The following is a 24500-nucleotide window of genomic DNA, read 5'->3' on the forward strand; positions in this document are numbered from 1 at the left end:
CTTTGTCAAGTTGCTAAAAACCAACCCTTTGGGTTAGCTGGCTTAAGGTTAAGAAGCTAAGCCAGCTAACTCTATTTGGAAACACTCCTCAGGTGTACGATAATTGAGGATCTTCCTTGGAAGATGGTTACACCAATTTTCAACATAGGTAATGGTTTCGTCTGCCACAGAGGAAATGGGTCTCCCCTTTGGTATGAAGCGCCTAATAAGGCCATTATGACGCTCGTTGGTTCCTCGTTCACAGGATGTGTAAGGGTGTGTAAAATAAACCTCTGTTAGATCTTTTTCAACACTAAGGCCGAGGTCAGCAAATTCAGAACCGTTATCAGCCGTAATGGTTTTAAACACTTTAGAGAACCGATTACCATAAGACACTTTCAACTGAGATATGACTTCTGAAACGGATAGACTATCCTTGGCTGTCACTCTCAAAATTATTTCTTTACGGGTTTTGCGCTCAGTAAGAGTCAATAAGGCCTGATCTTTAGTCTTCTTGCCTATAACCGTATCAATTTCCCAGTGACCAAACTCTTGGCGTTCATTGACTTCAATTGGTCGCTCATCGATACTGCGTCCTAAGATCTTCTTATTCTTCCGGTTACGTTTTTTCTTGGTGTTCAGGGTAATTTTCATAGGTAGGTCAATGTTTTTAACGCCTATAAGTCCTAGATCAATATAGTTATAAAGGGTCTTGGTGCAAACCATTTTGTCTTTGAATTTCCCATCACGTTTGGCTCTCCCACATACCGCATCAGGAGACCATTTCTTATCAAGGATCTGAGTTTCGGCATACTTAATAAACTCGATGGCATCGTCTAGTTTTAGCTTGCGGCCACAGGCTTTCCTGTTTCTCTCATAGAGAAGTTGACCTGTGTCTGGAAAATAGACATGAACAATTTTCCCGTTGCTTTTTCTTTGTGGCACTGTACCTCTTCTTAACTCACGGGAGATGGTGCTTTTGTGACAACCAACATAATCTGCAATCTCCTGTTGAGTCTTACCAGCAGCGTGTAAGGCCGCAATTTTCCCACGGTCATAAGCCGTTAAGTGTTTGAAATGCCGAGCTCCTATGGTAGAATTAGTAATTGCCATAGATAAATCCTCCGTATCGATATTGTTTTAGTCGACTTAATCATACGTGGTTTATCTATGGTTTTTCATTTTTTATGCTTGTTGCATTTGATTATACAACTAGCCAAAATGATATGTTTTTAAAACACTTTTATATTTGTAAAAAAAGATATGGACATTTTATATAAAATGTATTAAGATAGTACTTGTCTGAAAAACAACGATAAAAACATTAGGCCGATGTGGCGGAATTGGCAGACGCGCACGACTCAAAATCGTGTTCCCTCGTGGAGTGTGGGTTCGACTCCCACCATCGGCATCATACATAACGAAAAGCCTGTAAAGTCAATGCTTTGAGCCGTTCAGAGCATTGACTTTTTTGTTTTTTAGAAGGTAAAGCAAAAGGCAAATTGTGTGGATAACAAGACGACACGCCCACTACTTTAACGGAGGTGTTTAATATACAAAAGCGTGGAGATACTAAATAAAGACTAATGCACGTCTGTATTTAACGAATTATAGGGGGATTTTATGAAAAATCACCATCACTTATTACAAGCTGTAGATCGCCAAAAAGAAAAGCAAATGAAAAAAGGGGGAGGACCTTATCTTCATTGGTGGCAGCTTTCCTTAATAGGGATTGGTTCCATTATAGGTGCCGGTTTTTTCTTGGGAACTGGGCTTTCTATAAAAATTGCGGGGCCGTCTATTTTATTTGGATATTTAATTGCGGGCATCACCATCTTTTTTGTTTTTAGTGCTTTGGCGGAAATGACCGTCAATGATCCAGAGCCAGGATCTTTCCGAACGTATGCAAGAAAAGCATATGGCCGTTCAGCCGGTTTTGTTTCAGGATGGATGTATTGGCTGTCAGGCATTTTAATCATGTCTAGCGAAATTGTGGCGTTATCGACTTTTACTCAATTTTGGTTTCCGCATACTCCATTGTGGATTTTTTCTATTATATATGCGGCATTGGGATTTGCGATCAATTTCTTAGGAGTAAAGAATTTTGGCCAAATAGAGTCACTGTTTGCAGTAGTTAAGATATCCATTCTCGTTTGTTTCATTGGTTTTGGGGCTTTGTTTATACTGGGAGTCGTTCATCCCAAAGAATTTTCTATTCATCAGTCAGGTATGGGCAGTTTCTTTCCGAATGGTGTAAAAGGTTTATGGTCAGCGATGATTTTTATCTTTTTTTCGTTTGGCGGTATTGAAGTGGTTGGAGTCGCATCATCGGAGCTTGACAATAAAAAAGATATTACCAAAGCCGGCACTGGATTAATCATTACACTTGTATCCATCTATATATTGTCTTTATTTTTTGTATTAAATATGGTGAATTGGACAAAAATTGATGAGTCGGAGAGTCCTTTTGTTACAGCTCTTTCAGCTTTTCAAATTCCTTATTTAGATTCTCTGTTTAATCTGATCATTATAAGCGCTGCATTTTCTACCATGGTTGGTGCCCTTTTTTCCATAAGTCGTGTAATGGTTTCTTTAGCAGAGGATGGCGACGCACCGAAAATTCTGAAAGAAAAAAACAGCCGTGGCGTAGCACAGAAAGCCCTATTAATAACAGCCGTAGGTTTAAGCATCTCGATTCTTTTTTCCTATTTGCTGCCAAATACAATGTATGAATATGTGACTACTTCTGCAGGAGTTATTATGATATTAAACTGGGTCTTGATTCTTGCATCACATATAAAACTACATCCGACATATGCGAATAACAAAGGATCGTTCAAAGTTTTTGGATATCCTTTTACTGCCTACATAGGAATCGCTTTTATTTTGTTGGGGATGTCCGGGGCTTTGCTTCTAGCCAAAGAAAGAATAGGTTTGTTCATAAGTATAGGACTGATTCTGGTGATTTTTTTATGCTATAAATTTATTTTTAGAGCTGAAAATAGGCAATAGTACAGGGATTTTCACCTTTAATCCAATACTTTATTGAGTGAAAAGAGGATGATTGGTTATTTGACCCTTTATTTACATGATTCAAAGATATTGGCAAATACTATAAGACGAATTCAGGATATGGCGGAATTGGCGCATGACTCAAAAGCTTTTTCACTAGTGAAGGGCAGGTCTGACTTCTGCGCCGGCATCGAAAAAGGTAGTAAAATCAAGGCTTCAACAGAAATGCTGAAGTCTTTTTTTTGGTTTTAATACAACGAAAATAACCAGGAATCATATGCCTTGTATGAGGATTTGTGTTTTTGAAGATGATTTGAAGCATAAAAATAATGAGAAGAACTTTCGTTCAAACGAAGAAATGAAAAGGAGTAAAAAGACCATTTAGCAAATTCAATAGAAACGGAATTATTTACAATGTTAAAATATTATAAAAATAAAATGAGGAGTGTCTGTTTTTGAAAGAAAAACGATTACAGATCCATCCACTCGGATGGAATATCATATTGGGTACTCTATTCGGCAGAATGTCTACTTCCATGAGTATACCCTTTCTGGCTATTTATCTTACGCAAGTAAAACACTTATCTCCTGCCGTAACAGGTATGATTATAGCTGCAAGTTCATTAGTGGGCATTGTATCCAGTTTTTACGGAGGGTTTTTATCTGATTTTTTAGGGAGGAAAACAGTATTATTAATATCCATATTTAGTTGGTCTTTAGTTTTTGTGGGTTTTTTCTTTGCGGATAAAGTCATCGCTTTTTTTGTTTTAAATGCATTAAATGGTCTTTGTCAGTCCATATTTGAACCATCATCAAAAGCGTTGTTATCTGATATAAGTAAAGAAGAAAATCGTTTACAGATATTCAACTTACGATATACAGCCATTAATATGGGTGTTGTATTTGGCCCCATTTTGGGATTAAAGTTGGGTTCAGCTGAAAGCACTTTTCCATTTTTAATAGCCGGATTCATTTACTTTATTTATGGAATGTCTTTAGTTTATTCATTTAGTCATTATACGATCGACACGAAGGATGAAAAAGAAGAGAAAATCAAGTTGAGTACAGCTTTTCATGTGACAAGAAAAGACACTGTTTTCCTTGCTGTATTATTGGGGATTATATTATCCATTTCAGGCTATTCGCAATTTTCATCAACGTTGCCGCAGTATTTTGCTGAACAAATGAAAAATGGCGTAAAACTTTTTTCTTTGTTTTTGTCCTTAAACGCGATTGTAGTGATCATTGTCCAATATCCTATTGTCAAAGTGATGAACAAATTTCATCCCTTAAATTCCATAATATTAGGCAATATTTTTATTAGTTTAAGCTTGCTTTCTTTTTCTTTTACGTCCAATCCACTTATTTGGTACCGTCAAGAATTTTGTGTAAGAGAGTATTCTCAGATACGTTTTTTTAATCTTGGAGGAGGTGTTTAGTTGTCTTATATGAGACTGAATATTCAGTCTCATATAAGACAACTTAGTCTCCCTAGACTCTGTTCTTCATGAACAAAATTTGGTCTTTCAGTATCTTTCTTCAAACATATCTTGAAGTGCCTTGTATGCCGTAGAAAACCCTTTAAGTTTTCTAGTGGACCATTTTTCATTCAAGTCCTGTACCGTTAAGAACGTGATTTTTTCTGCTGCTTCAATACTGGTTAAGCTGTTCATCGTTTTGAGTCGTTTACGTATATCTTTAATCGTTCGTTCAATAGCATTGGTCGTGTAGATGACACTACGAATACTGGTCGGATATTTCATGAATGTTAGGAGGACATCTAAATCCTGTTCCCAAGATTGGACTTCTCTAGGATACTTTTTAGACCACTTGTCTTTAAACTCATGAAAGGCTTGAATGGCTGCGTCTCTTGTCATCGAACGATAGATCAGCTTTAGGTCTTCAGCCACTTCAAATTGGTCTTTTTTCCTTACCTTGTTTAACGTATTTCTTACTTTGTGGACCACACATCGTTGAACATCGGCTTTCGGATAGACGGCTTTAAAGGCTTCTTCAAGACCTGGGAGTCCATCAAAAACACCAAGTAAGACTTCATGAGCACCGCGTGTATAAAGGTCTTGGAGAATCTCTTGCCAGCCATGCGCGCTTTCTTGACCTCCAACGTAAAAGCCAAGAATTTCACGATAACCTTCTTCATTGACACCAAGAACAACGTAAATGACTTCTTTGGCATACGTATCACGACGAACTTTTATATAAAACCCATCAAGATACAACACAGAATACCGTTTGTTTAATGGACGTTGTTGCCATTTTTGAATATCCTCCAACGCGGCATCTGTAATATGACTAATCGTGGTAGGAGAGTAGGTTGAACCAAGAATTCTTTCGATAAACTTCCCAATTTCTCGAGTGCTCATCCCACTTTGATACATTTTAATAATCGCCTGTTCCAGCCAGCCGTCTTGACGTTGATAAGGCTCAAACAGTTGAGTCTGGAAATCCCCGTTGCGATCTCTTGGAACCGTAAGAGCTTCTATTTTCCCGTACTTTGTATCAAGAGTACGGTGATAATAACCATTTCTTGAGTTTTGAACGTGTTCCTGTTCCACTTGGAGGAAATTTTTGATTTCTTCTCTCATGATGAATTCAAGCTTTTCTTGAACAAAATCTTTTATCATATTTTCCAGTTGATTTGCGAAATCTGAGTTGAGTATACTATTACTCATAAGGTAGGGTATCTCCTTTCAGTTTTGTTTGGTCGCAAATCTGAGAATACCCTGCCTTTTTCTTTTTTTCTAGTAGAAAAATTTGCTTACACAAAATAATTTACATCATCACTTATTTTGTCTATAATCGTCATTTTTTTCACTATTGGAGAAGTGATGATGTTTACAATGACGGACTTGTTAGTCGATCATATTGCCAAACCCGGTTTAAAAGGTACTTACTTTGGAGCCATTGGGTTTAATCGTTTGGGAAATGTAATTGGTCCTTGGTTAGGTGGTTTACTTCTTGAATCTTTTGGTGTTCATCATTCTTTTTATATGTTCTTGATTATTTTTATCACGACCATTTCCGGAATCCCTGCATTAATGTTTTCAAGAAATAAATTAAAAAAAATGAGTGCATTAAAAAAGACAGTATCTGCGGATAAACTAACCATTTAATAAAATTTTTCATTTTAAAACTGCCATCGATGTTCGGCATAACGAAAAGCCAATGCTTTGAACAATTTAAAGCATTGGCTTTTCTATTTTTATGAAACATGGATAAGAATCATCTTACCGTGGAAAATCTGATTGCAATAAGTACTTGCTTGAACTGGGATGAGAACGGTATGAAGAGTTTAGCTGGGAATGATAACTATGAGTTATATTAAGCAGCCGCTGACTTTATCAGTACAAGATCGGTATTACGAGGGAGCGGGACATTCGGTTGAAAGAGCCAGCATTATAAAGAGGGCAATCGGATCGATTGAAGAAGCGTATGGACTTTATGATTTTATACTTTTTTTAGAAATGGTTTAGAGTTTTTTTAAGGCTTGGTACTAATATAAAAACTAGAACATGATTCATATGGGAGAGTTGATGATGTCTATTCGCAAAAAATTACTGTTATCGTACATTGGCATGGTGCTGATTCCAATGTTTTTATTTGTTTTGTCGGTAATGATGTTGATAGGAATTTTTTTGGACGACATTAAAGGAATCAATCATTATTATCAGCACGATGATCAGAATAAGTGGGTGTTTTCTTTCGCAGAAACGTTTAAAAAACGGGATGAGCTTTTTTCGGGGATCAAAATGGTGTCCAAATATGCCCCTGAACGTCTGATGGATAAAACTTTTTTGCAAAATGTAGACAAAGAACTGCGTTCGAATCATTCTGGTCTTCTTGTCACGAAACAGAATCAAACGATTTTTACATCTGCATTCTTGAAAGATGCACACTTGTCAAAAAAACGATTAAGAATGGACAAAGATAGAAACAGATGGGAGAAATGGATAAGAGTAAAGGATCGTTTTTATGTCATTCAAACACAAGATTATCATTTTCCGGATGGGACTGTCGGAACTGTATATTTGTTTACTGATACCAGTCCGCTTGCTCACTTTATGCCAAAGTTTTTTCCTTTAGTCCTATTATCTTTGGTGTTAGTGATCAGTTTAACCAATGGATTCCTCACATACTTTGTTTCCCGAAGCATCATTAAACCGATATATGCACTCAAAAAAGCCGCAGAACAGATCAAGGAAGGGAATCTGAATGAAAAAGTGGACGTAAAGCGTAAAGACGAAATTGGTGAATTGAGTGAAGCGTTTGAAGAAATGAGATGCAGGTTAAAAGAATCGATTCAGCTTCAACTACAATATGAAGAGAACCGAAAAGAGCTGTTGGCTAACATTTCTCATGATTTGAAAACGCCGATTACAGGGATAAAAGGTTGCGTAGAAGCGGTTATGGACGGAATTGCGGATACAAAAGAAAAATTGGACAAGTATATGAACATGATTTACAAAAAAGCTGATGACATGGACCATTTAATTGATGATTTATTTTTGTTCTCTAAACTGGATCTAAAAAGGGTGCCTTTCCACTTTGAGAATATCGACATTGTGGATTATTTAACGGATTGCGTGGATGAGCTGCGGTTTGATCCGAATCTGAATGGTGTAAAAATAAACTTTTTATATGAGGCAAATGACGTGACGAAACCATTAACTGTCGTAGCAGATCGTGAACAATTGCGTCGAGTGATAATGAATATAGTGGATAACAGCCTCAAATATAAACAAGGCAAAACATTGGAAATCGAATTTGAACTAATCGTTGGAGAAAAGGATGTCACCATTGCTATTCGCGACAACGGGCCTGGGATGGAAAAAGAAGCGCTTCAACATATTTTCGAGCGATTTTATCGGGCAGAAAAATCAAGGAATGCAGAGACTGGAGGAAGCGGTCTTGGACTGGCCATTGTGAAGCAAATCATCGAAGAACATGGTGGAAAAGTTTGGGCAGAAAGCCAGTTAGAAAAAGGTACTACAATCTTTTTCACATTGAAAAAATCAAACGGAATGAAGTGAGGAACAGGTATGAAACGAATTTTAATCATAGAAGATGATCACGTGATCGCTGAAGTGCAAAAGGATTATTTGGAGGCAAACGGTTTTTCGGTGGATATCGCTTCAAGCGGGGACAAAGGTTTACAGATGGCGTTGAACGGGGCGTATGATCTTATTCTTCTGGATTTGATGCTTCCGCATACCGATGGGTTTGAAATATGCAGGCAGGTTCGTAAAGTACTGAATATCCCTATTTTAATCGTTTCTGCCAAAAAAGAAGATGTAGATAAAATCCGAGGTTTAGGGATGGGAGCTGACGATTACATTATCAAGCCTTTTAGTCTCGGTGAACTGGTTGCCAGGGTGAAAGCTCACCTTTCCCGTTTTGAAAGACTGGTCGGTAGTGTTGAACGAAAAACGGAAGAAATTCGTATCCGAGGAATTGTCATTGATAAAAGGTCACGCAAGGTCTTCGTCAATGGAAAGGAAGTCTTGCTGACATCGAAAGAATACGACTTGCTGCTGTTATTTGTGACTCACCCGAATCAGGTTTTTAGCAAGGAACAGATTTTTGAACGAATATGGGCAATGGATTCGCTCGGTGATATGGCCACGGTTACCGTGCATGTCAGTAAACTGCGCGAGAAAATTGAACTCGATCCATCCAATCCACAGTACATTCAGACTATTTGGGGAGTGGGTTATCGGTTTAACTTGTAGATGGGAGGAAGGCAGGTATGAAGAAAATCGGAATGACTCCAAAGAAATGGCTGTTAACCTTGCATATCTTATTTTCAGCTATCATGTTCGGCGTTACAATCACCTTCTTGATTTTAAGCATTGCTGCAGCGACCATGACGGATGAGGGTGTATTGAAGGCTTCATATACGAGTATGCATCTGTTAGCTAAAACATCCGTTAGAGCCTCCACGATCGGCACCGTCGTGACCGGTATTTTGCTTTCGTTGCTTACTCATTGGGGTTTTTTCCGATATTATTGGATCATTGCCAAAGAAGTGTTAACGATTTTTTCAATCGGTCTTGGGATGGTGGGAATTTACTTATGGTCGTTAAAGGCTTTCACGATTACAACAGCTCAAGGAATGCAGTCGCTGCAAAATCCGGATTTTTTGGTGGATCGAACATCTCTTTTCATCGGAATTATACTGCAGATTGTTTCGCTTATTGCGATGTTTATCCTTTCAGTATTTAAGCCTTGGGGAAAAAGAGAAAGAAAAATGAAGCAATAAGGATATGAATCACAGAAAGAGCGGGTGGATTTTGCAAGCGAAAAAAGTTGTCGTACAGCTCTAAAAAAGTTTTATAGAATAATTTTGGATGATACGTAGATAGCATAACTCTAGTAAAATACCCGTTCTTCTTGCTCATTAAACGTTATTACTTTGCCAGATGAAAGAGATAAGATGGGAAGAAGCATGAAATTCGAACATTTGGATCGGCATGGCGCCTTCATGATTGTTTTAAAGGCTTGAGGTTCTGTTAAAGCTCAATATTTTTTAGCTAACGAACAGCAGGGTAGAAATACTCTGCTGTTTTTTTAATTTGTCTAATATAGGAAATGGCTAATGTGGCAGCACAAAGTATGAGAGTGATTGGAAATGCTTTATTTTTATTAATGACATCAATAAAAAAGAACCTTGACAGAGAATGGAACTCCCAAGGTTCTATATTGGAAATAATTAAAGAGCCGCATCTTTAGTTTTCCGAATTTTTTCTTAAACGCTCTATCGGTTTTTGGAAAATCCATATTTTTTGAGCTTGCGATAAAGGGTGGATCGAGCAATGTTTAGTCGTTTGGCAACGGCGGACAGATTCCAGTCCGTTTCGTCCAGAAGTTTGAGAAGCATTTTTTTCTCTTCCTGTTCAAATAATGAAAGTCCTTCATTTTGATCTCGCCTCACGTGCTTTTCCAATAAATAAGATGGCAAATTTTCTAGATGTATGATGGAAGAATCACTAAAAATGACGGCATGTTCTAGTGCGTTTTGGAGTTCTCTTATATTTCCCGGCCACTGATAGTTTTGCAGAAAATCCAATGTATCTTGTGCAAGGGATAACGGAGGCTTTTCGTATTTTTCCGCAAAGCATTTTAAAAAATAATCGGCAAGCAGTGAAATATCTTCATTTCTTTCTCGGAGCGGAGGCAAATTCACTGTTACGACGTTTAATCGAAAGAAAAGATCGTCGCGAAATTGACCGTTTTGAATGAGTGCATGAAGATCTTTATTCGTCGCTGCGATGATACGAACATCGACCGGAATAGACTTTGACGATCCAAGTCTAGTGACTTCTTTTTCTTGAAGCACTCTTAATAAATGAACTTGTAATTCCAAAGGCATTTCGCCAATTTCATCTAAAAACAAAGTTCCGCCATTCGCTTCCTCGAATTTTCCTTTTTTGCCTTCTTTTCGAGCACCTGTAAAGGCTCCTCTTTCGTAGCCGAACAGCTCACTTCCGATTAATTCCTTTTGAATGGCACCGCAGTTAATGGCAATAAAAGGCCGATCCTTTCGTTGGCTTGCTTCATGTATGGAACGAGCAATAATTTCTTTGCCTGTTCCGCTTTCTCCCATCAATAGGATCGGAACATTGGTTGGTGCTGCTTTCCGGCATTTACGAAGCGACTGGATAAACATATGTGACTTTCCGATGATGTTGCTCCAAGGAGATGGTTCATTCGAAGCAGACGGTGTAGATAGTGCCTTTTTATGTTTTTTCAAAACGATGATATATCCAGCTATCACTTTTTTAAAGAAAATCGGTTCAAGATGAACGGCTTCGAAATCTTGAATAAAGATTAGATGGTCATGATCTGTTTGGTTCAAAGGATTCTCTAGTTTCGTAAGTTCACGAACTAAATGGCGGAATGGAGGTTCTTCTTTTACACTCATCAGCGGTGAAAGTTTAAGTGAATCAGCAAATGTTCCATCACTTTTGAAGACCTTCCAATCATGAGTCAGAACAAGAACGTGGTGATCTTTCCACTTTTTTGTAGTTTGAAAAAAATGCTCCGATAGCAAGTTGTTCACTTGCATATAAACATATTCAAGCTGCTTTTCGATGATTTGGGCAATCGATACGGCAAAGCCGAGTGTGTGCGGCTGGGCATTATACCATGGGCCTGTGATATCGATCGCACCGATTACTTTCTTTGTAAGGGGGTGAAAAATGGGCGCTGATGAGCATGTCCATGGATGACATCCTTGACAAAAATGTTCTGCTGACAAAATTTGAATGGGACTCTTCGTTATAATACTGGTTCCAATGGCGTTTGTTCCGGCGGCGTGTTCACTCCAATCCATTCCGGGGAAAAAATTCATTTTTTCGGCAAGCCTTTTAATATGAGATTCGCCCTTTAAATAAATCATTCGACCTTTTTCATCGTTCAATGTGATGAGATAACCGGTTCCATCCATTTTTTGAAATAAATCGTCAATAATGGGTTTTGCGACATGGTAGAGTTCGGATTCTTCTAACAAGTTGTTGAGTTGATAATTTGATAATGCGGGCTTTGTCTGCAATTGTCTTGGATTTACCCCTTTGTTTTGACAGCGCTTCCATGAATCGAGAACATCTTTCCGGACTTTATTCACGACCACCTCATCTTTCGAGTTCGTTACAAACCATTCCCATAACGTTTCCAATTCTTTTGTTTTGTCGGGCAAGTTTTGTATAGAGAAGACCGCTATCATGACCTCACCCCTTAAATTTTCACTTTTCATAATATTCTAACATTTTATTTTTAAAAATGAAATCATTATGTTCTTATGTTGTTGTTTCTGTAAAAAATTGTCCCGCTTTTAAGAGTGTAGCACGACAGGTGTAGCGAATCGCTACAATTTGTATGAAGAAAAGCATGAAAAAGGAACGAAAAAATCCATGTTTTGAATGTCATGGTCAATTGGCACGGCAATTGCAATATAAGTAAGCGAATGCAAAATTGCTTCGAAGATCGGAAGGGGGAAGAAAATCGAAACAGATTCAGAAAATGGCATGACAACTGCCGAAGACGTTGATGACAACAAAATACCGTTTCGAAGAGGAGAAGAAAGGGGAGGAAGGAATGAAAACAGTGATCACTAAAAATGCGCAAATTCTCGCAATCGATGCGGGAGGAACCATGACAGACACGTTCATTATTGATGATACCGGCGATTTTGTTGTTGGAAAGGCGCAATCCACTCCGGAAGACGAGTCTGTCGGGCTTCTTAACTCGGCAAAAGATGCTCTTGCTTATTGGAATACAACCGTTGATGAGGAATTTCCAAAATTGCTTGCCGGAGTCTATTCGGGAACAGCCATGTTAAACAGACTTGTGTCAAGAAAAGGACGGAAAGTCGGCTTAATCGTCAACAAAGGAATGGAAGACTTCCATAGAATGGGAAGAGCGATTCAAGCTTATCTCGGGTATTCATATTCTGATCGACTTCATTTAAATACGCATCGCTATGATCCGCCTTTAGTTCCGCGTGAATTAACGAGGGGGGTAACGGAACGGGTTGATTTATTCGGCAATGTTGTCATACCTTTGTACGAACATGAAGTGGCGCCAGCTGTAGAGGAACTGTTAGAACGAGATGTGGAAGCGATTGTCATCAGCTTGTTGCATTCTTATAAATATCCTGCTCATGAGAGGAAAGTGCGGGACATTGCAAAAGAGACGATGAAAAAGCTCGGAAAAGAAGTCCCGGTCTTCGCCTCGGTTGATTATTATCCTGTCAGAAAAGAGTCTCACCGCACTAACACGACTATAATTGAAGCTTATGCTGCCGATCCTTCACGTGAAACGCTGGAAAAGATTGATACTCGGTTAAAAGAGCACGGTGCCAATTTTGATTTACGCGTGATGGCAAGCCATGGCGGCACAATAAGCACACGTGCAAATGAGCTGGCTAGAACACTAGTGTCTGGTCCGATTGGCGGGGTTATCGGAGCAAAATACCTCGGCGAGCATCTAGGGATTAAAAATATCGCTTGTTCGGATATCGGCGGAACGAGTTTTGATATGGCTCTGATTACCCAGGGAGATCTCAGCATTAACACTAGCCCTGATATGGCTCGTCTCGTTCTTTCGCTTCCGCTTGTGGCGATGGATACGGTTGGAGCGGGTGCCGGAAGTTTTGTAAGAATTGATCCAAACTTTAAGTCCCTCATACTGGGACCGGATAGTGCGGGTTCTAGAGTGGGAGTGTGTTATCCGGAAGGCGGCATCGACACGGTAACGGTATCGGATTGCCACGTCGTCCTAGGGTTGATTAATCCGGATAATTTCCTTGGCGGAGAAGTGAAATTGTATCCGGAACGCGCTTATGAAGCAGTGAAAAAGCAAATTGCTGAACCTCTTGGATTGTCTGTAGAAGATGCCGCATACGGAGTCATTGATCTCTTAGAATCGCAGCTGCGCAATTATCTGGAATCCATGATTCTTGGAAAAGGGTATTCCCCTTCGCAATATGTATGCTTCTCATACGGAGGCGGAGGACCGTTGCATACGGCTGGGTATACAAAAGGACTTGGTTTTGAAGATGTTCTTGTTCCGGCTTGGGCGGCAGGATTCTCGGCTTTTGGCTGCGGGGCGGCAGATTTTGAGTACCGTTATGATAAAACGCTTGATATTAATGTGGATGATGGTGCATCGGATGAAGTGAAGTTCAAAGCGGGCAAAGAGCTGCAAAGGGCTTGGGATGAGCTTATGGAAAAAGTAGCAGCTGAATTTGAGAAAAACAAATTTGAGAGAAAAGATGTGGATTTCCGGTTATATTTCCGTATGCAATATCAAGGGCAGCTAAACGATTTGGAAATTGAAGCGCCCATTGCATCCTTTAAAGAGGTGGAGGATTGGGAAGCGCTAGTTACTGCCTTTGAAGATACTTATACGCGTGTATATGCAAAAGCAGCACGTTCCCCGGAACTTGGCTACAGCATCACCGGTGCCATCGTTCGTGGAATTGTAGAAGTGGCAAAACCGAGAATTCCTGAAGAACCGCTAGACAGCGAGACACCGCCGAAAGATGCATTTCTCGGTACACGCAATGTTTATTGGAAGGGCGAATGGATGGTCGCTGATATTTGGGAAATGGAAAAACTTAAGCCAGGAAACAAAATTCAATCATTTTCGATTATTGAGTCTCCAGCGACAACATTTGTCATTCCGCCTGGATTTGAGACGTACCTGGATGCACACCGCATTTTTCATTTGAAAGAACTCTAATCTAAAAGGAGGCATTGTCATATGGATCCGATTTCTGTAAAAGCGAAAAAACAGCGAAAAACCATTGGATGGGACGGTAAAACGCTTAAAGAAATGCGGCAAGAAATAGATGAGATTAGTCGGACAACAGGTCATTATGCAGGTCTGAAAACATTGCCGCTTAAGGAATCTGACCCCATTCGCTATGAGAAAATTTTTGCCAAACTGCGCGGGGGCGTTGTACATGCAAGGGAAACAGCGAAAAGAGTAGCCGCTTCTCCTATTGTGGAGCAAGAAGGGGAATTATGCTTTACCTTATATACTCCGGAAGCCGATTCGGTCGTGACATCCACCGGAATTATCATTCACGTAGGGACGATGGGGGCAGCGATCAAATATATGATCAAAAATGATTATGAGGAGAACCCCGGCATTGAAGATGGAGATATTTTCTGTAATAACGATTGTCAAATTGGAAATGTTCACCCATGTGACGTCCATACGATTGTTCCGATTTTCCATGAAGGAGAGCTTATTGGTTGGGTTGGCGGTGTAACACATGTTATTGATGTTGGAGCCACTGCACCAGGAAGTATGACGGTGGGACCTGTGACGCGCTATGACGATGGCTATCAGGTTGCATGTCGCAAAATTGGAAAAAACGACACTTTGTTGAAAGACTGGTTAATTGAGAGCCAGCGTTCTGTTCGTACGACGAAGTACTGGCTGCTGGACGAACGTACGCGCATTGCTGGCTGTCATATGATTCGAGACCTTGTTCTAGATATTGTAAAAGAGGAAGGAGTTGAAACATATAAACAATTTATTCGTGAAGTCATCGAAGACGGACGACGTGGATTTGTGAACCAAGTCAAAACATTGTTAATACCTGGAAAATATCGTCAAGTATCGTTTGTCGATGTTCCATATGAAAATCTTGATGTTCCGCCATATGCTCGAGTAAATACGATCATGCATGCACCGACTGAACTGACCGTCCATAAAAACGGCAAATTTGAGATTAACTTTGAAGGGGTAAACCGATGGGGATGGCACAGTTATAATGCCACACCTGTTTCGATTACAAGCGGTATCTGGGTCATGATGTCGCAAACTTTGATTCCTAATGACAGGGTTAACGACGGTGCCTATTATGCTAGTCAGTTTGATTTGCCATATGGATCATGGCTGAATCCAGACGATATCCGAACAGCACATAGCTATGCATGGCACTTCCTTGTTTCAGCATGGAGCCCACTATGGCGTGCACTCAGCCGAAACTACTTTGCCCGCGGTTATTTGGAAGAAGTGAATGCCGGGAATGCCAACACTTCGAACTGGCTGCAAGGTGGTGGATATAACCAGTTTAATGAAAACCATGCTGTCAACAGCTTTGAATCTGCTGCCGAAGGTGTCGGGGCCGGTGCGGTAAAAGACGGCATTAGCCACGCAGCAGCCATCTGGAATCCAGAAGGCGATATGGGAGACATGGAAATTTGGGAACTGGCGGAACCGCTTCTTTACTTAGGACGAAGCATTAAACCAAACACGGGCGGTTACGGAAAATATCGCGGCGGGAACGGATATGAAACATTAAGGTTGGTGTACGGTGCGAAAGACTGGACCATGTTCTTCATGGGGAACGGCTATATGTCGAGCGATTGCGGATTGATGGGAGGCTATCCGGCAGCATCCGGCTATCGCTTTGAAGCTCATGGTACAAATATAAAGGAATTGATTGATAAAAAGCTTCCTATTCCGACAGGTGGAGATCCGGATCCGGACAATCCGGAATACGATAAGCTGATCGAAGCGAAGGAAATTATTCGAGATAAACAATCGATTACAACGGAAACGATCTTTGACAATTATGATCTCTATTTAAACTACCTTCGTGGAGGCCCTGGATTTGGTGATCCGCTTGAACGCAAACCAAAAATGATTGAAGATGATTTGAACGACGGGTACGTTTTACCGCGTTATGCGGAAAAAGTGTACGGTGCTGTATTCACCAAAGATAAACAAGGTCGATATATTGTCGACGAAAAAAAGACGGAAAAACGCCGCAAGGAAATACGCAAAGAACGACTCAAACGGGGGTTAAAGACGAAAGAGTGGATGAAGAAAGAAAGAGAGAAAATCTTGAAAAAAGATGCTGCTGTTCAAGTTCGTCATATGTATGCCGGCAGCTTCGCACTGAGTCAATCGTTCAGGGGGGAATTTAAAGAATTTTGGAACTTGCCGAAAGATTGGAATCTGACTGAAGAGGAGCTAGGGGTTCCGGTTTTCGGTGCAAAAATTAAACACTAAAAAACTGATTCGAGAGAGGTGAAAACATGACAACGTACGATCGTAAAACCATTGAAGAGTTAATAGACGGAACGATTGATTTTCACAAATTAAAGCAAATGCTTTCGAATTTTAAGGATGCGGATCGTTTCGAAAAATATATAAGCATACTGCAAGAGCGTGTTCCGTGGGATGATCCCATTTTACTTCCTGCCGGGCTGCATTTATATATTGTGCAAAAGAAAAACGGTGATCGAATCGTAAAATGTGATTGCGGATATGAATTTTGTGAGGCGAGCGATAACTGGAAGCTGCATGCTCTGATCCATGTCCGCGATACAGAGGAAAAGTTGACGGAGCTTTATCCGAAAATGCTTGCGCCAGATCCGGAGTGGCAGGTTATTCGTGAGTATTACTGCCCTCAATGCGCGACCCAGTTAGAGGTAGAAGCCGTGACTCCATGGTATCCCATCTTAAAAGACTTTGAACCTGATATTGACGCGTTTTACAATGAATGGTTAAAACGCCCGCTTCCGCAGGTGAAATAAGGAGAGAGTGGACGGTGGTTGAGGCCACTGTCCACTTTGTTCTAGTCGATGAAAGACATAAACGGATGAAGAGTGACAACGTCCACGTCATCCAATTGCTGCTAGCTGACCAAAAAAGTTTGTGCTTAAAAAGAGAGGGGTTTGTCGTTCAAATGAGATGTTGTCATTTTTTCATTAAATGAACCGTAAGATAGAAACAACTGCCAGACCATTTTTTAGTATTCGCGTATTGGCGGGAGTCAAGATGACGCCATCGTTTCTATAAGAGAAGAATCGCAGAAGGAGGAGTCCGGAAAGAACATGAAAACGATATTTAATAGTTTTGAAGAGGCGATTCAAGATATTCAAGACGGCATGACTATTATGGTGGGCGGTTTCGGTCTCGTAGGGATTCCTGAAAATTTGATTAAAGCGCTCGCCGAATCGGGTGTAAAAGATTTAACAGTGATTTCTAATAACTGTGGTGTAGATGATTGGGGATTGGGGCTGCTTTTAAGAAATAAACAGATCAAAAAAATCATCGGTTCTTATGTTGGGGAAAATAAAGAATTTGAAAGACAAGTTTTATCGGGAGAAGTGGAAGTGGAACTGATTCCGCAGGGAACTTTGGCGGAAAGAATTAGGGCAGGAGGAGCCGGAATTCCTGCATTCTATACTCCTGCTGGTGTAGGCACCCCCATTGCGGAAGGACGTGAAGTCAGAACCTTCCAAAACAAGAAATATTTATTGGAATACGGGATGACGGCCGATTTTAGCTTGATTAGAGCAGCAAAAGGAGACAAAATGGGAAATCTTATTTACAACAAGACGGCTAGAAACTTCAATCCTATGATGGCAGCAGCCGGAAAAGTGACGATTGCGGAAGTAGAAGAATTATACGAAATCGGTGAACTCGATCCGGATCAAATTCATACGCCGGGAATTTATGTTCAACATCTTGTAGTCGGCCAACAAGAAAAACGAATAGAACGATTAACCGTCAGCCGTTAAGAAGTGATGGATTTACCTAAAGAGGAGGGATGCAAAACATGGTGGTGAAAGAAGATAAAACGAAAATACGTGAAAGAATTGCTCGCAGGGCGGAAAAGGAAATCCGGGACGGGTATTACGTTAATTTGGGGATAGGGATGCCGACGTTGGTCGCGAACTATGTTTCCGAACATAAACAGATCGTATTGCAGTCGGAGAACGGTTTATTAGGAATAGGCCCCTATCCTAAGAAAGAGGAAGTAGATCCCGATCTCATTAATGCGGGAAAAGAAACCGTGACGGCAATAAAGGGCGCATCTTATTTTAGCAGTGCAGAATCTTTTGCCATGATTCGAGGCGGGCATCTTGATTTAGCGATTCTCGGGGGCATGGAAGTTTCAGAAACAGGAGATTTGGCTAACTGGATGATACCCGGAAAAATGATTAAAGGGATGGGAGGAGCCATGGATTTGGTCCATGGTGCCAAGCGGATTGTCGTGATTATGGAACATACGAATAAATATGGTGAACCGAAAATTCTTAAAAAATGCTCCTTGCCATTAACAGGACAAGGCGTGGTCAACCGGATTATTACGGACCGAGCCGTAATCGATGTCACAAAAGAAGGATTAAAGCTAGTGGAAGTTGCAAAAGGATATACTGTGGAGGAAATCATTGAATCTACTGAACCAAATTTAATTGTTCCTGACGATATTTTGCTAAACGCTTTTTAATTGATTGAGGGAATAAAAGGATTCAAAATCGTAAAAAATCGAAGAAATGCACAACCGGAACCATTTTCATAAGCCTGCCCTCCTTTTACAGGAAAATGGCAGACGAGGACGATTTAATGTCTTCTTCCCTTTTTGGTGTGCAAGTTGACTCTAAACACTGGAAATCCTTTTCCATTCTTTTTTCAAGAGACTTCTACGATTGCGGAAGTCTTTTTTTGTGCGCTTGGCATAGGTGCAGTCTATAGAATCCGAAAGAAACAAGCGTTAAATTTATGATCTCGTGAAGCAAGAGTTTTATAAAAGGCTAGGTATTTTGAATGCGGCTTCATAACAAGAGGTTACAGCCGAGATTCATTTTGCTTTTATAATGATAGAAGTATACGTTTGATGGGAGGGGATGAATGGATGATGATCCAAAATGAGAAAGAGATCATTCAACTGATAAAAGAAGATGAGTGGATGATGGATATATTAAGGGCAGTAAAATCATTGCATTTACCTGATTGGTGGGTCTGTGCCGGATTTGTTCGTTCGAAAATATGGGATGTGTTACACGGCTTTAAAGAAAGAACGCCTATTTCAGATATCGATGTCATCTATTTTGATGATGGCAATACGGACGAATTAGAAGAAAAGAAGTTAGAAATGAGATTAAGAAATATATCCTCCCTGACATTCCTTGGTCAGTGAAAAATGAGGCAAGGATGCACGTTGTCAATAGTATTCTTCCATCGATGCGATATCCAAGTTTCCAGAAACAGCAACCTCTTTAGGAGTAAAATTGGATGAAAAAGAGGACAGCCTCTTGGATGCTCCTTGGGGAATAAATGACGTGGTGAAATTGGAAGTAAAGCCGACTCCCTATTTTAAAGAGTTAAAAGAACTAGCAAAGGTTTACGAAGAACGGATAACGAAAAAGAATTGGAAAGCTATTTGGCATAAAGTGAAAGTTTATCATATTGAAAATTCGAACTAAAGTCTTTAAAAGAAAAAGAACTGAATTTTGAGGTGCGAAGCGATGTATAGGCGGCTATAGCGAAAACAGATCTGATAGAATTATTTTTGCATTTATATTTACCTGTGTGTATAATTATTAAAAATTATGGAGGGAAATTGGAATGTACATACCAACAGCTTTTAGGGTCAATGATCAATCAAGATTAGTAGATTTTATTAAAGGTAACAGTTTTGGAATTTTATTTTCTCAGGAAGAAAGCGGGCCGTCAGCAACGCATTTGCCTTTTTTCCTGGATGAAAAAACGTGGGATAACGGTGTGTTGATTAGCCATATGGCGAAACAGAATCCTCATTGGAAAAAATTAAACGGCAAAGAGGTTCTTGTCGTCTTTCAAGGTCCCCACGCTTATATCTCCGCTTCTTGGTATAAAGATCCTAACACGGTGCCTACTTGGAATTATGTAGCAGTCCATGTATATGGGACCGTTCAAATCATAGAGAAAAAAGAAGAAATGGTGGAACGGATGGAAAAGACGGTTCATTTTTATGAATCATCTATGCCCGACCCTTGGGACACTCCATTTGATGATGAATTTATAGATGGTTTAATGAACGGTATCGTTGTATTTGAAATTTCCATTAATAAGATGGAAGGGAAATGGAAGTTGAGCCAGAATCACTCAATAGAAAGGCAACAAAACGTTATAAATGGTTTAAAAACAAGCGGCCAATATCAGTCAGCAGAATTGGCAAAAATAATGGAGCAGAATATGAAACTGCAAAGATAATACATCATGATTCTATACCTTTCGACAAATTGGAGCGTTTGTACAAGTTTTACATACTTTGTTGCCCTGAGAACTTGTTTTAACGGCCGAACGAAGAAAAGGTTTCATTTCATGTTCGCTTTATGACAATAAATGCAAAAGAAGGTGTGCGAACGATGATGTTGATTCCATTATTCATCTTTTCAATATTATTTTAATAAGGTTATGCAATATATCGGACTTTTCATGAATTTTATTGATGACAATAGTTGAGATAGAAAAAGAAAACCTTCTGGTTAAAAAACGAAATTTTATGAAAAGTACTTATCTTTTTTGTTTCAAACCATAAATAATATTCAGTAACATGGGGCATTTTGTGTAGAAACGATAATTTACCAAATGCCCTTTTCTTTTGGAGATTTTATGTGTATCATGACTGTTGTTTGTACGAGTCGATGATGTAAATTATTTTGTGTAAGCAAATTTTTCTACTAGAAAAAAAGAAAAAGGCAGGGTATTCTCAGATTTGCGACCAAACAAAACTGAAAGGAGATACCCTACCTTATGAGTAATAGTATACTCAACTCAGATTTCGCAAATCAACTGGAAAATATGATAAAAGATTTTGTTCAAGAAAAGCTTGAATTCATCATGAGAGAAGAAATCAAAAATTTCCTCCAAGTGGAACAGGAACACGTTCAAAACTCAAGAAATGGTTATTATCACCGTACTCTTGATACAAAGTACGGGAAAATAGAAGCTCTTACGGTTCCAAGAGATCGCAACGGGGATTTCCAGACTCAACTGTTTGAGCCTTATCAACGTCAAGACGGCTGGCTGGAACAGGCGATTATTAAAATGTATCAAAGTGGGATGAGCACTCGAGAAATTGGGAAGTTTATCGAAAGAATTCTTGGTTCAACCTACTCTCCTACCACGATTAGTCATATTACAGATGCCGCGTTGGAGGATATTCAAAAATGGCAACAACGTCCATTAAACAAACGGTATTCTGTGTTGTATCTTGATGGGTTTTATATAAAAGTTCGTCGTGATACGTATGCCAAAGAAGTCATTTACGTTGTTCTTGGTGTCAATGAAGAAGGTTATCGTGAAATTCTTGGCTTTTACGTTGGAGGTCAAGAAAGCGCGCATGGCTGGCAAGAGATTCTCCAAGACCTTTATACACGCGGTGCTCATGAAGTCTTACTTGGTGTTTTTGATGGACTCCCAGGTCTTGAAGAAGCCTTTAAAGCCGTCTATCCGAAAGCCGATGTTCAACGATGTGTGGTCCACAAAGTAAGAAATACGTTAAACAAGGTAAGGAAAAAAGACCAATTTGAAGTGGCTGAAGACCTAAAGCTGATCTATCCGCAGCCATTCAAGCCTTTCATGAGTTTAAAGACAAGTGGTCTAAAAAGTATCCTAGAGAAGTCCAATCTTGGGAACAAGATTTAGATGTCCTCCTAACATTCATGAAATATCCGACCAGTATTCGTAGTGTCATCTACACGACCAATGCTATTGAACGAACGATTAAAGATATACGTAAACGACTCAAAACGATGAACAGCTTAACCAGTATTGAAGCAGCAGAAAAAATCACGTTCTTAACGGTACAGGACTTGAATGAAAAATGGTCCACTAGAAAACTTAAAGGGTTTTCTACGGCATACAAGGCACTTCAAGATATGTTTGAAGAAAGATACTGAAAGACCAAATTTTGTTCATGAAGAACAGAGTCTAGGGAGACTAAGTTGTCTTATATGAGACTGAATATTCAGTCTCATATAAGACAACTAAACACCTCCTCCAAGATTAAAAAAACGTATCTGAGAATACTCTCTTACACAAAATTCTTGACGGTACCTACGAGTCTTAAAAGTCATATATCTTAAACACAATAAAACAGGAGTGAGTACTTTGTCACAACAAGAGCTAAAAAAAGAAATTGGTTTCTTGGCTGCTTTAACTACAGTTATTGGTACTGTAATTGGAGCCGGTGTTTTTTTTAAGCCAACTGCAGTATATGGTGCCACCGGGACAGCAAGTTTAGGGCTGCTTGCATGGCTGATTGGAGGAGTGTTAACTATTTGTGCAGGATTAACGGCAGCTGAATTATCGGCAGCCATTCCGGAAACAGGCGGCATGATGGCCTATTTAAAGCGTACATATGGCAATTTAACGGCATTTTTATTGGGGTGGGCACAAACGATTATTTACTTTCCAGCCAACATTGCTGCACTTGCGATTATTTTCGGGACCCAAACGGTTAGTCTGTTTGGATTCCATGCGAATGAACATAGAATGATGATTGTGGGAATAGCAATTCTTACAGCTACCTTTATCACCCTTATGAACTTTTTAGGTGCGAAAGCTGCTGGGGGCATTCAGACTGTTTTTACTATATGTAAATTACTTCCTTTAGCTCTTATTTCTATTTTTGGATTGCTGCACGAAGGGAATGTATCTTTTCAACTTTTCCCGATTGAAGCAGGACAAGATAAAGCTTTTATATCGGCCCTTGGTTCTGGTTTGCTGGCAACCATGTTTGCCTATGATGGATGGATTCATGTAGGGAATATCGCTGGAGAAATGAAAAATCCCAAGAAAGATTTGCCTAAAGCAATTATAGTAGGGCTGTCGAGCGTTACGATCGTTTATTTATTAATTAATATTGCATTCCTCTTAGTTATGCCGGCAACAGCTCTAGCAGGGACTGATACGCCTGCGTCTAATGTAGCAAACGTTCTTTTTGGTACGATGGGTGGAAAATTGGTTAGCATCGGTATCTTAATTTCGGTATTTGGCAGCATTAATGGATATACGATGACCGGAATGAGAATCCCTTATGCAATGGCATTAGAAGATCAATTGCCTTTTAGCAAATGGTTTGCTACGTTATCAAATAAAACGCGAATTCCATATAATTCTGGAATATTCATCTTGTTGGTTGCGGTCATGATGATGCTAATAGGTGGATTTAATACGTTAACGGATATGTTAGTGTTTGTGATTTGGATATTCTATACGATGACTTTTCTTGCTGTCATCATTTTGCGCAAAAAAAAACCGAATCTTGTGCGGCCTTACAAGGTGCCGTTATATCCTGTCATCCCTATCATAGCGATTATTGGCGGGTTATTTATCGTGATCAACACCTTATTCACACAAACGATCCTAGCGTTATGTGGTCTCGGTTTAACTGCTTTAGGTCTTCCAATTTATATGCGTAATAAATCATTAAACAAAATTAAAAATAATTAAGTATTTAACAGACGCAAGAAACTAATATCTTTTGAAAAAACTTCTTAGCCCTCGATGACTTCAGTAGGAATTGTCGAGGGTTTTGTGTTAAAATGGCGTGCAATGAGCCGATGTTTCTCGCGTGCCGGTCCGCTCTGTTTTTTGATCTAAAAATTGAATGGAACCTTTAAAAAAGGGCTTCACTGATGAATGGTTTGTGAGTTAAACAGTGAATATCTTAATAACTTAAAAGTGAAAGTTATTTCTGCCAAATTTTTTTAAATAACATAGTATATGTTAATGCAAGTACTGATTGCAAAATCAGGAATAAAGATAAACAAAATATTTGTACATTATGGTCTAATACACTTAACATTGCCATAATCAAGCCGACTAAGATAAAAAGACCATATAGGAAAGGGGTTAATTTCATTAATATTTTGAATTTTTTCATTATTCCTATTCTCCTTTTGTTTTTTCCGTTTCTTTTAGTCCAAGTTTAACCTTGTACTTACCGAAACGCATAACTTGTTTAGAACCACGGTGTACACAAGTATAGCCATCTTTAATTTGCGTACAGTTTGTTCTTGAAAAACAGGTTCACTTGCTGAAAATGATATAAGAGAATGGATAAAGAACCCTTTTAAACGATGTTGTTCAGACGAATTTAATTTTCAAATTTTTGCTATTAATGATTATAAAACATCCAAACAAATGTTCTTTTTATACTGTAGAACATTTGTTTGTTTATCAAAAATCAA

At 39.4% G+C, this 24500-nt stretch carries 16 protein-coding genes, 1 tRNA gene and 4 pseudogenes; 17 read left to right on the plus strand and 4 right to left on the minus strand.

Annotated features, from left to right (window positions below):
- Window positions 1–48 precede the first annotated feature (48 nt).
- On the minus strand, window positions 49–1092 hold the full coding sequence (locus NST81_RS04405; RefSeq protein ID WP_048622401.1) for an IS30 family transposase: 1044 nt from the start codon (window positions 1090–1092) through the stop codon (window positions 49–51).
- Between the two features lie 215 nt (window positions 1093–1307).
- On the opposite strand from NST81_RS04405, the gene NST81_RS04410 reads away from it, so the two are divergent.
- The 3 genes from NST81_RS04410 (at window position 1308) to NST81_RS04420 (ending at window position 4430) form a co-directional block, all read left to right on the plus strand.
- Window positions 1308–1390: transfer RNA gene (locus tag NST81_RS04410), tRNA-Leu, on the plus strand.
- Between the two features lie 212 nt (window positions 1391–1602).
- A complete protein-coding gene (locus tag NST81_RS04415) occupies window positions 1603–2991 on the plus strand; it encodes an amino acid permease (RefSeq protein WP_341028586.1) in 1389 nt (462 codons plus the stop codon).
- Between the two features lie 455 nt (window positions 2992–3446).
- Entirely contained in the window at window positions 3447–4430 is a 984-nt protein-coding gene (locus NST81_RS04420; protein WP_341028588.1) for an MDR family MFS transporter, read from the plus strand.
- A gap of 87 nt (window positions 4431–4517) precedes the next feature.
- Here the strand turns inward: NST81_RS04420 and NST81_RS04425 are convergent, their stop codons facing one another.
- A complete protein-coding gene (locus tag NST81_RS04425; protein WP_048623008.1) occupies window positions 4518–5681 on the minus strand; it encodes an IS256 family transposase in 1164 nt (387 codons plus the stop codon).
- Between the two features lie 123 nt (window positions 5682–5804).
- Between NST81_RS04425 and NST81_RS04430 the strand changes: the two are divergent.
- From NST81_RS04430 to NST81_RS04450, 5 genes and pseudogenes are all read left to right on the plus strand, one after another.
- Window positions 5805–6122 (plus strand): annotated as a pseudogene (locus NST81_RS04430) (MDR family MFS transporter); the annotation flags it as partial.
- A 198-nt stretch (window positions 6123–6320) separates the two neighbouring features.
- Window positions 6321–6482, plus strand: coding sequence for a hypothetical protein (locus NST81_RS04435; RefSeq protein WP_340397127.1), 162 nt, complete (start codon window positions 6321–6323; stop codon window positions 6480–6482).
- Between the two features lie 63 nt (window positions 6483–6545).
- Window positions 6546–8039 (plus strand): sensor histidine kinase, encoded by a 1494-nt coding sequence (locus NST81_RS04440; protein ID WP_341028590.1) that lies wholly within the window; start codon window positions 6546–6548, stop codon window positions 8037–8039.
- 9 nt (window positions 8040–8048) lie between these two features.
- A complete protein-coding gene (locus NST81_RS04445) occupies window positions 8049–8738 on the plus strand; it encodes a response regulator transcription factor (protein ID WP_341028592.1) in 690 nt (229 codons plus the stop codon).
- Window positions 8739–8755: 17 nt separating this feature from the next.
- On the plus strand, window positions 8756–9268 hold the full coding sequence (locus tag NST81_RS04450) for a hypothetical protein (protein ID WP_327798123.1): 513 nt from the start codon (window positions 8756–8758) through the stop codon (window positions 9266–9268).
- A 495-nt stretch (window positions 9269–9763) separates the two neighbouring features.
- On the opposite strand, the gene NST81_RS04455 is transcribed toward NST81_RS04450, so the two are convergent.
- Window positions 9764–11731: a sigma-54-dependent Fis family transcriptional regulator gene (locus tag NST81_RS04455; RefSeq protein ID WP_341028594.1), complete on the minus strand. Its 1968-nt coding sequence runs from the start codon at window positions 11729–11731 to the stop codon at window positions 9764–9766.
- Window positions 11732–12102: 371 nt separating this feature from the next.
- Here NST81_RS04455 and NST81_RS04460 point away from each other — a divergent pair, with 371 nt between their 5' ends.
- The 9 genes and pseudogenes from NST81_RS04460 (at window position 12103) to NST81_RS04500 (ending at window position 23760) form a co-directional block, all read left to right on the plus strand.
- Window positions 12103–14250, plus strand: coding sequence for a hydantoinase/oxoprolinase family protein (locus tag NST81_RS04460; RefSeq protein WP_341028595.1), 2148 nt, complete (start codon window positions 12103–12105; stop codon window positions 14248–14250).
- Between the two features lie 21 nt (window positions 14251–14271).
- Window positions 14272–16539 carry a hydantoinase B/oxoprolinase family protein gene (locus NST81_RS04465; RefSeq protein WP_327798120.1) on the plus strand — a complete coding sequence of 756 codons (2268 nt, stop codon included), beginning with the start codon at window positions 14272–14274 and terminating at the stop codon, window positions 16537–16539.
- Window positions 16540–16565: 26 nt separating this feature from the next.
- Window positions 16566–17066, plus strand: coding sequence for an acetone carboxylase subunit gamma (locus NST81_RS04470; RefSeq protein ID WP_003353280.1), 501 nt, complete (start codon window positions 16566–16568; stop codon window positions 17064–17066).
- Window positions 17067–17366: 300 nt separating this feature from the next.
- Complete coding sequence (locus NST81_RS04475; protein ID WP_003353279.1) at window positions 17367–18056, plus strand: CoA transferase subunit A; 690 nt, start codon at window positions 17367–17369, stop codon at window positions 18054–18056.
- 38 nt (window positions 18057–18094) lie between these two features.
- On the plus strand, window positions 18095–18769 hold the full coding sequence (locus NST81_RS04480) for a CoA transferase subunit B (RefSeq protein WP_048622761.1): 675 nt from the start codon (window positions 18095–18097) through the stop codon (window positions 18767–18769).
- Window positions 18770–19174: 405 nt separating this feature from the next.
- Window positions 19175–19745 (plus strand): annotated as a pseudogene (locus NST81_RS04485) (nucleotidyltransferase family protein).
- Between the two features lie 142 nt (window positions 19746–19887).
- Window positions 19888–20514: an FMN-binding negative transcriptional regulator gene (locus NST81_RS04490; RefSeq protein WP_341028597.1), complete on the plus strand. Its 627-nt coding sequence runs from the start codon at window positions 19888–19890 to the stop codon at window positions 20512–20514.
- Between the two features lie 543 nt (window positions 20515–21057).
- A pseudogene (locus NST81_RS04495) lies at window positions 21058–22205 on the plus strand (IS256 family transposase).
- Window positions 22206–22416: 211 nt separating this feature from the next.
- On the plus strand, window positions 22417–23760 hold the full coding sequence (locus NST81_RS04500; protein ID WP_048622764.1) for an APC family permease: 1344 nt from the start codon (window positions 22417–22419) through the stop codon (window positions 23758–23760).
- A gap of 447 nt (window positions 23761–24207) precedes the next feature.
- Here NST81_RS04500 and NST81_RS04510 read toward each other — a convergent pair.
- A pseudogene (locus tag NST81_RS04510) lies at window positions 24208–24413 on the minus strand (IS1595 family transposase); the annotation flags it as partial.
- Window positions 24414–24500 lie beyond the last annotated feature (87 nt).

It is taken from the genome of Bacillus sp. FSL W8-0223, assembly GCF_038006805.1.
GTDB lineage: Bacteria > Bacillota > Bacilli > Bacillales > DSM-4216 > Bacillus_O > Bacillus_O smithii.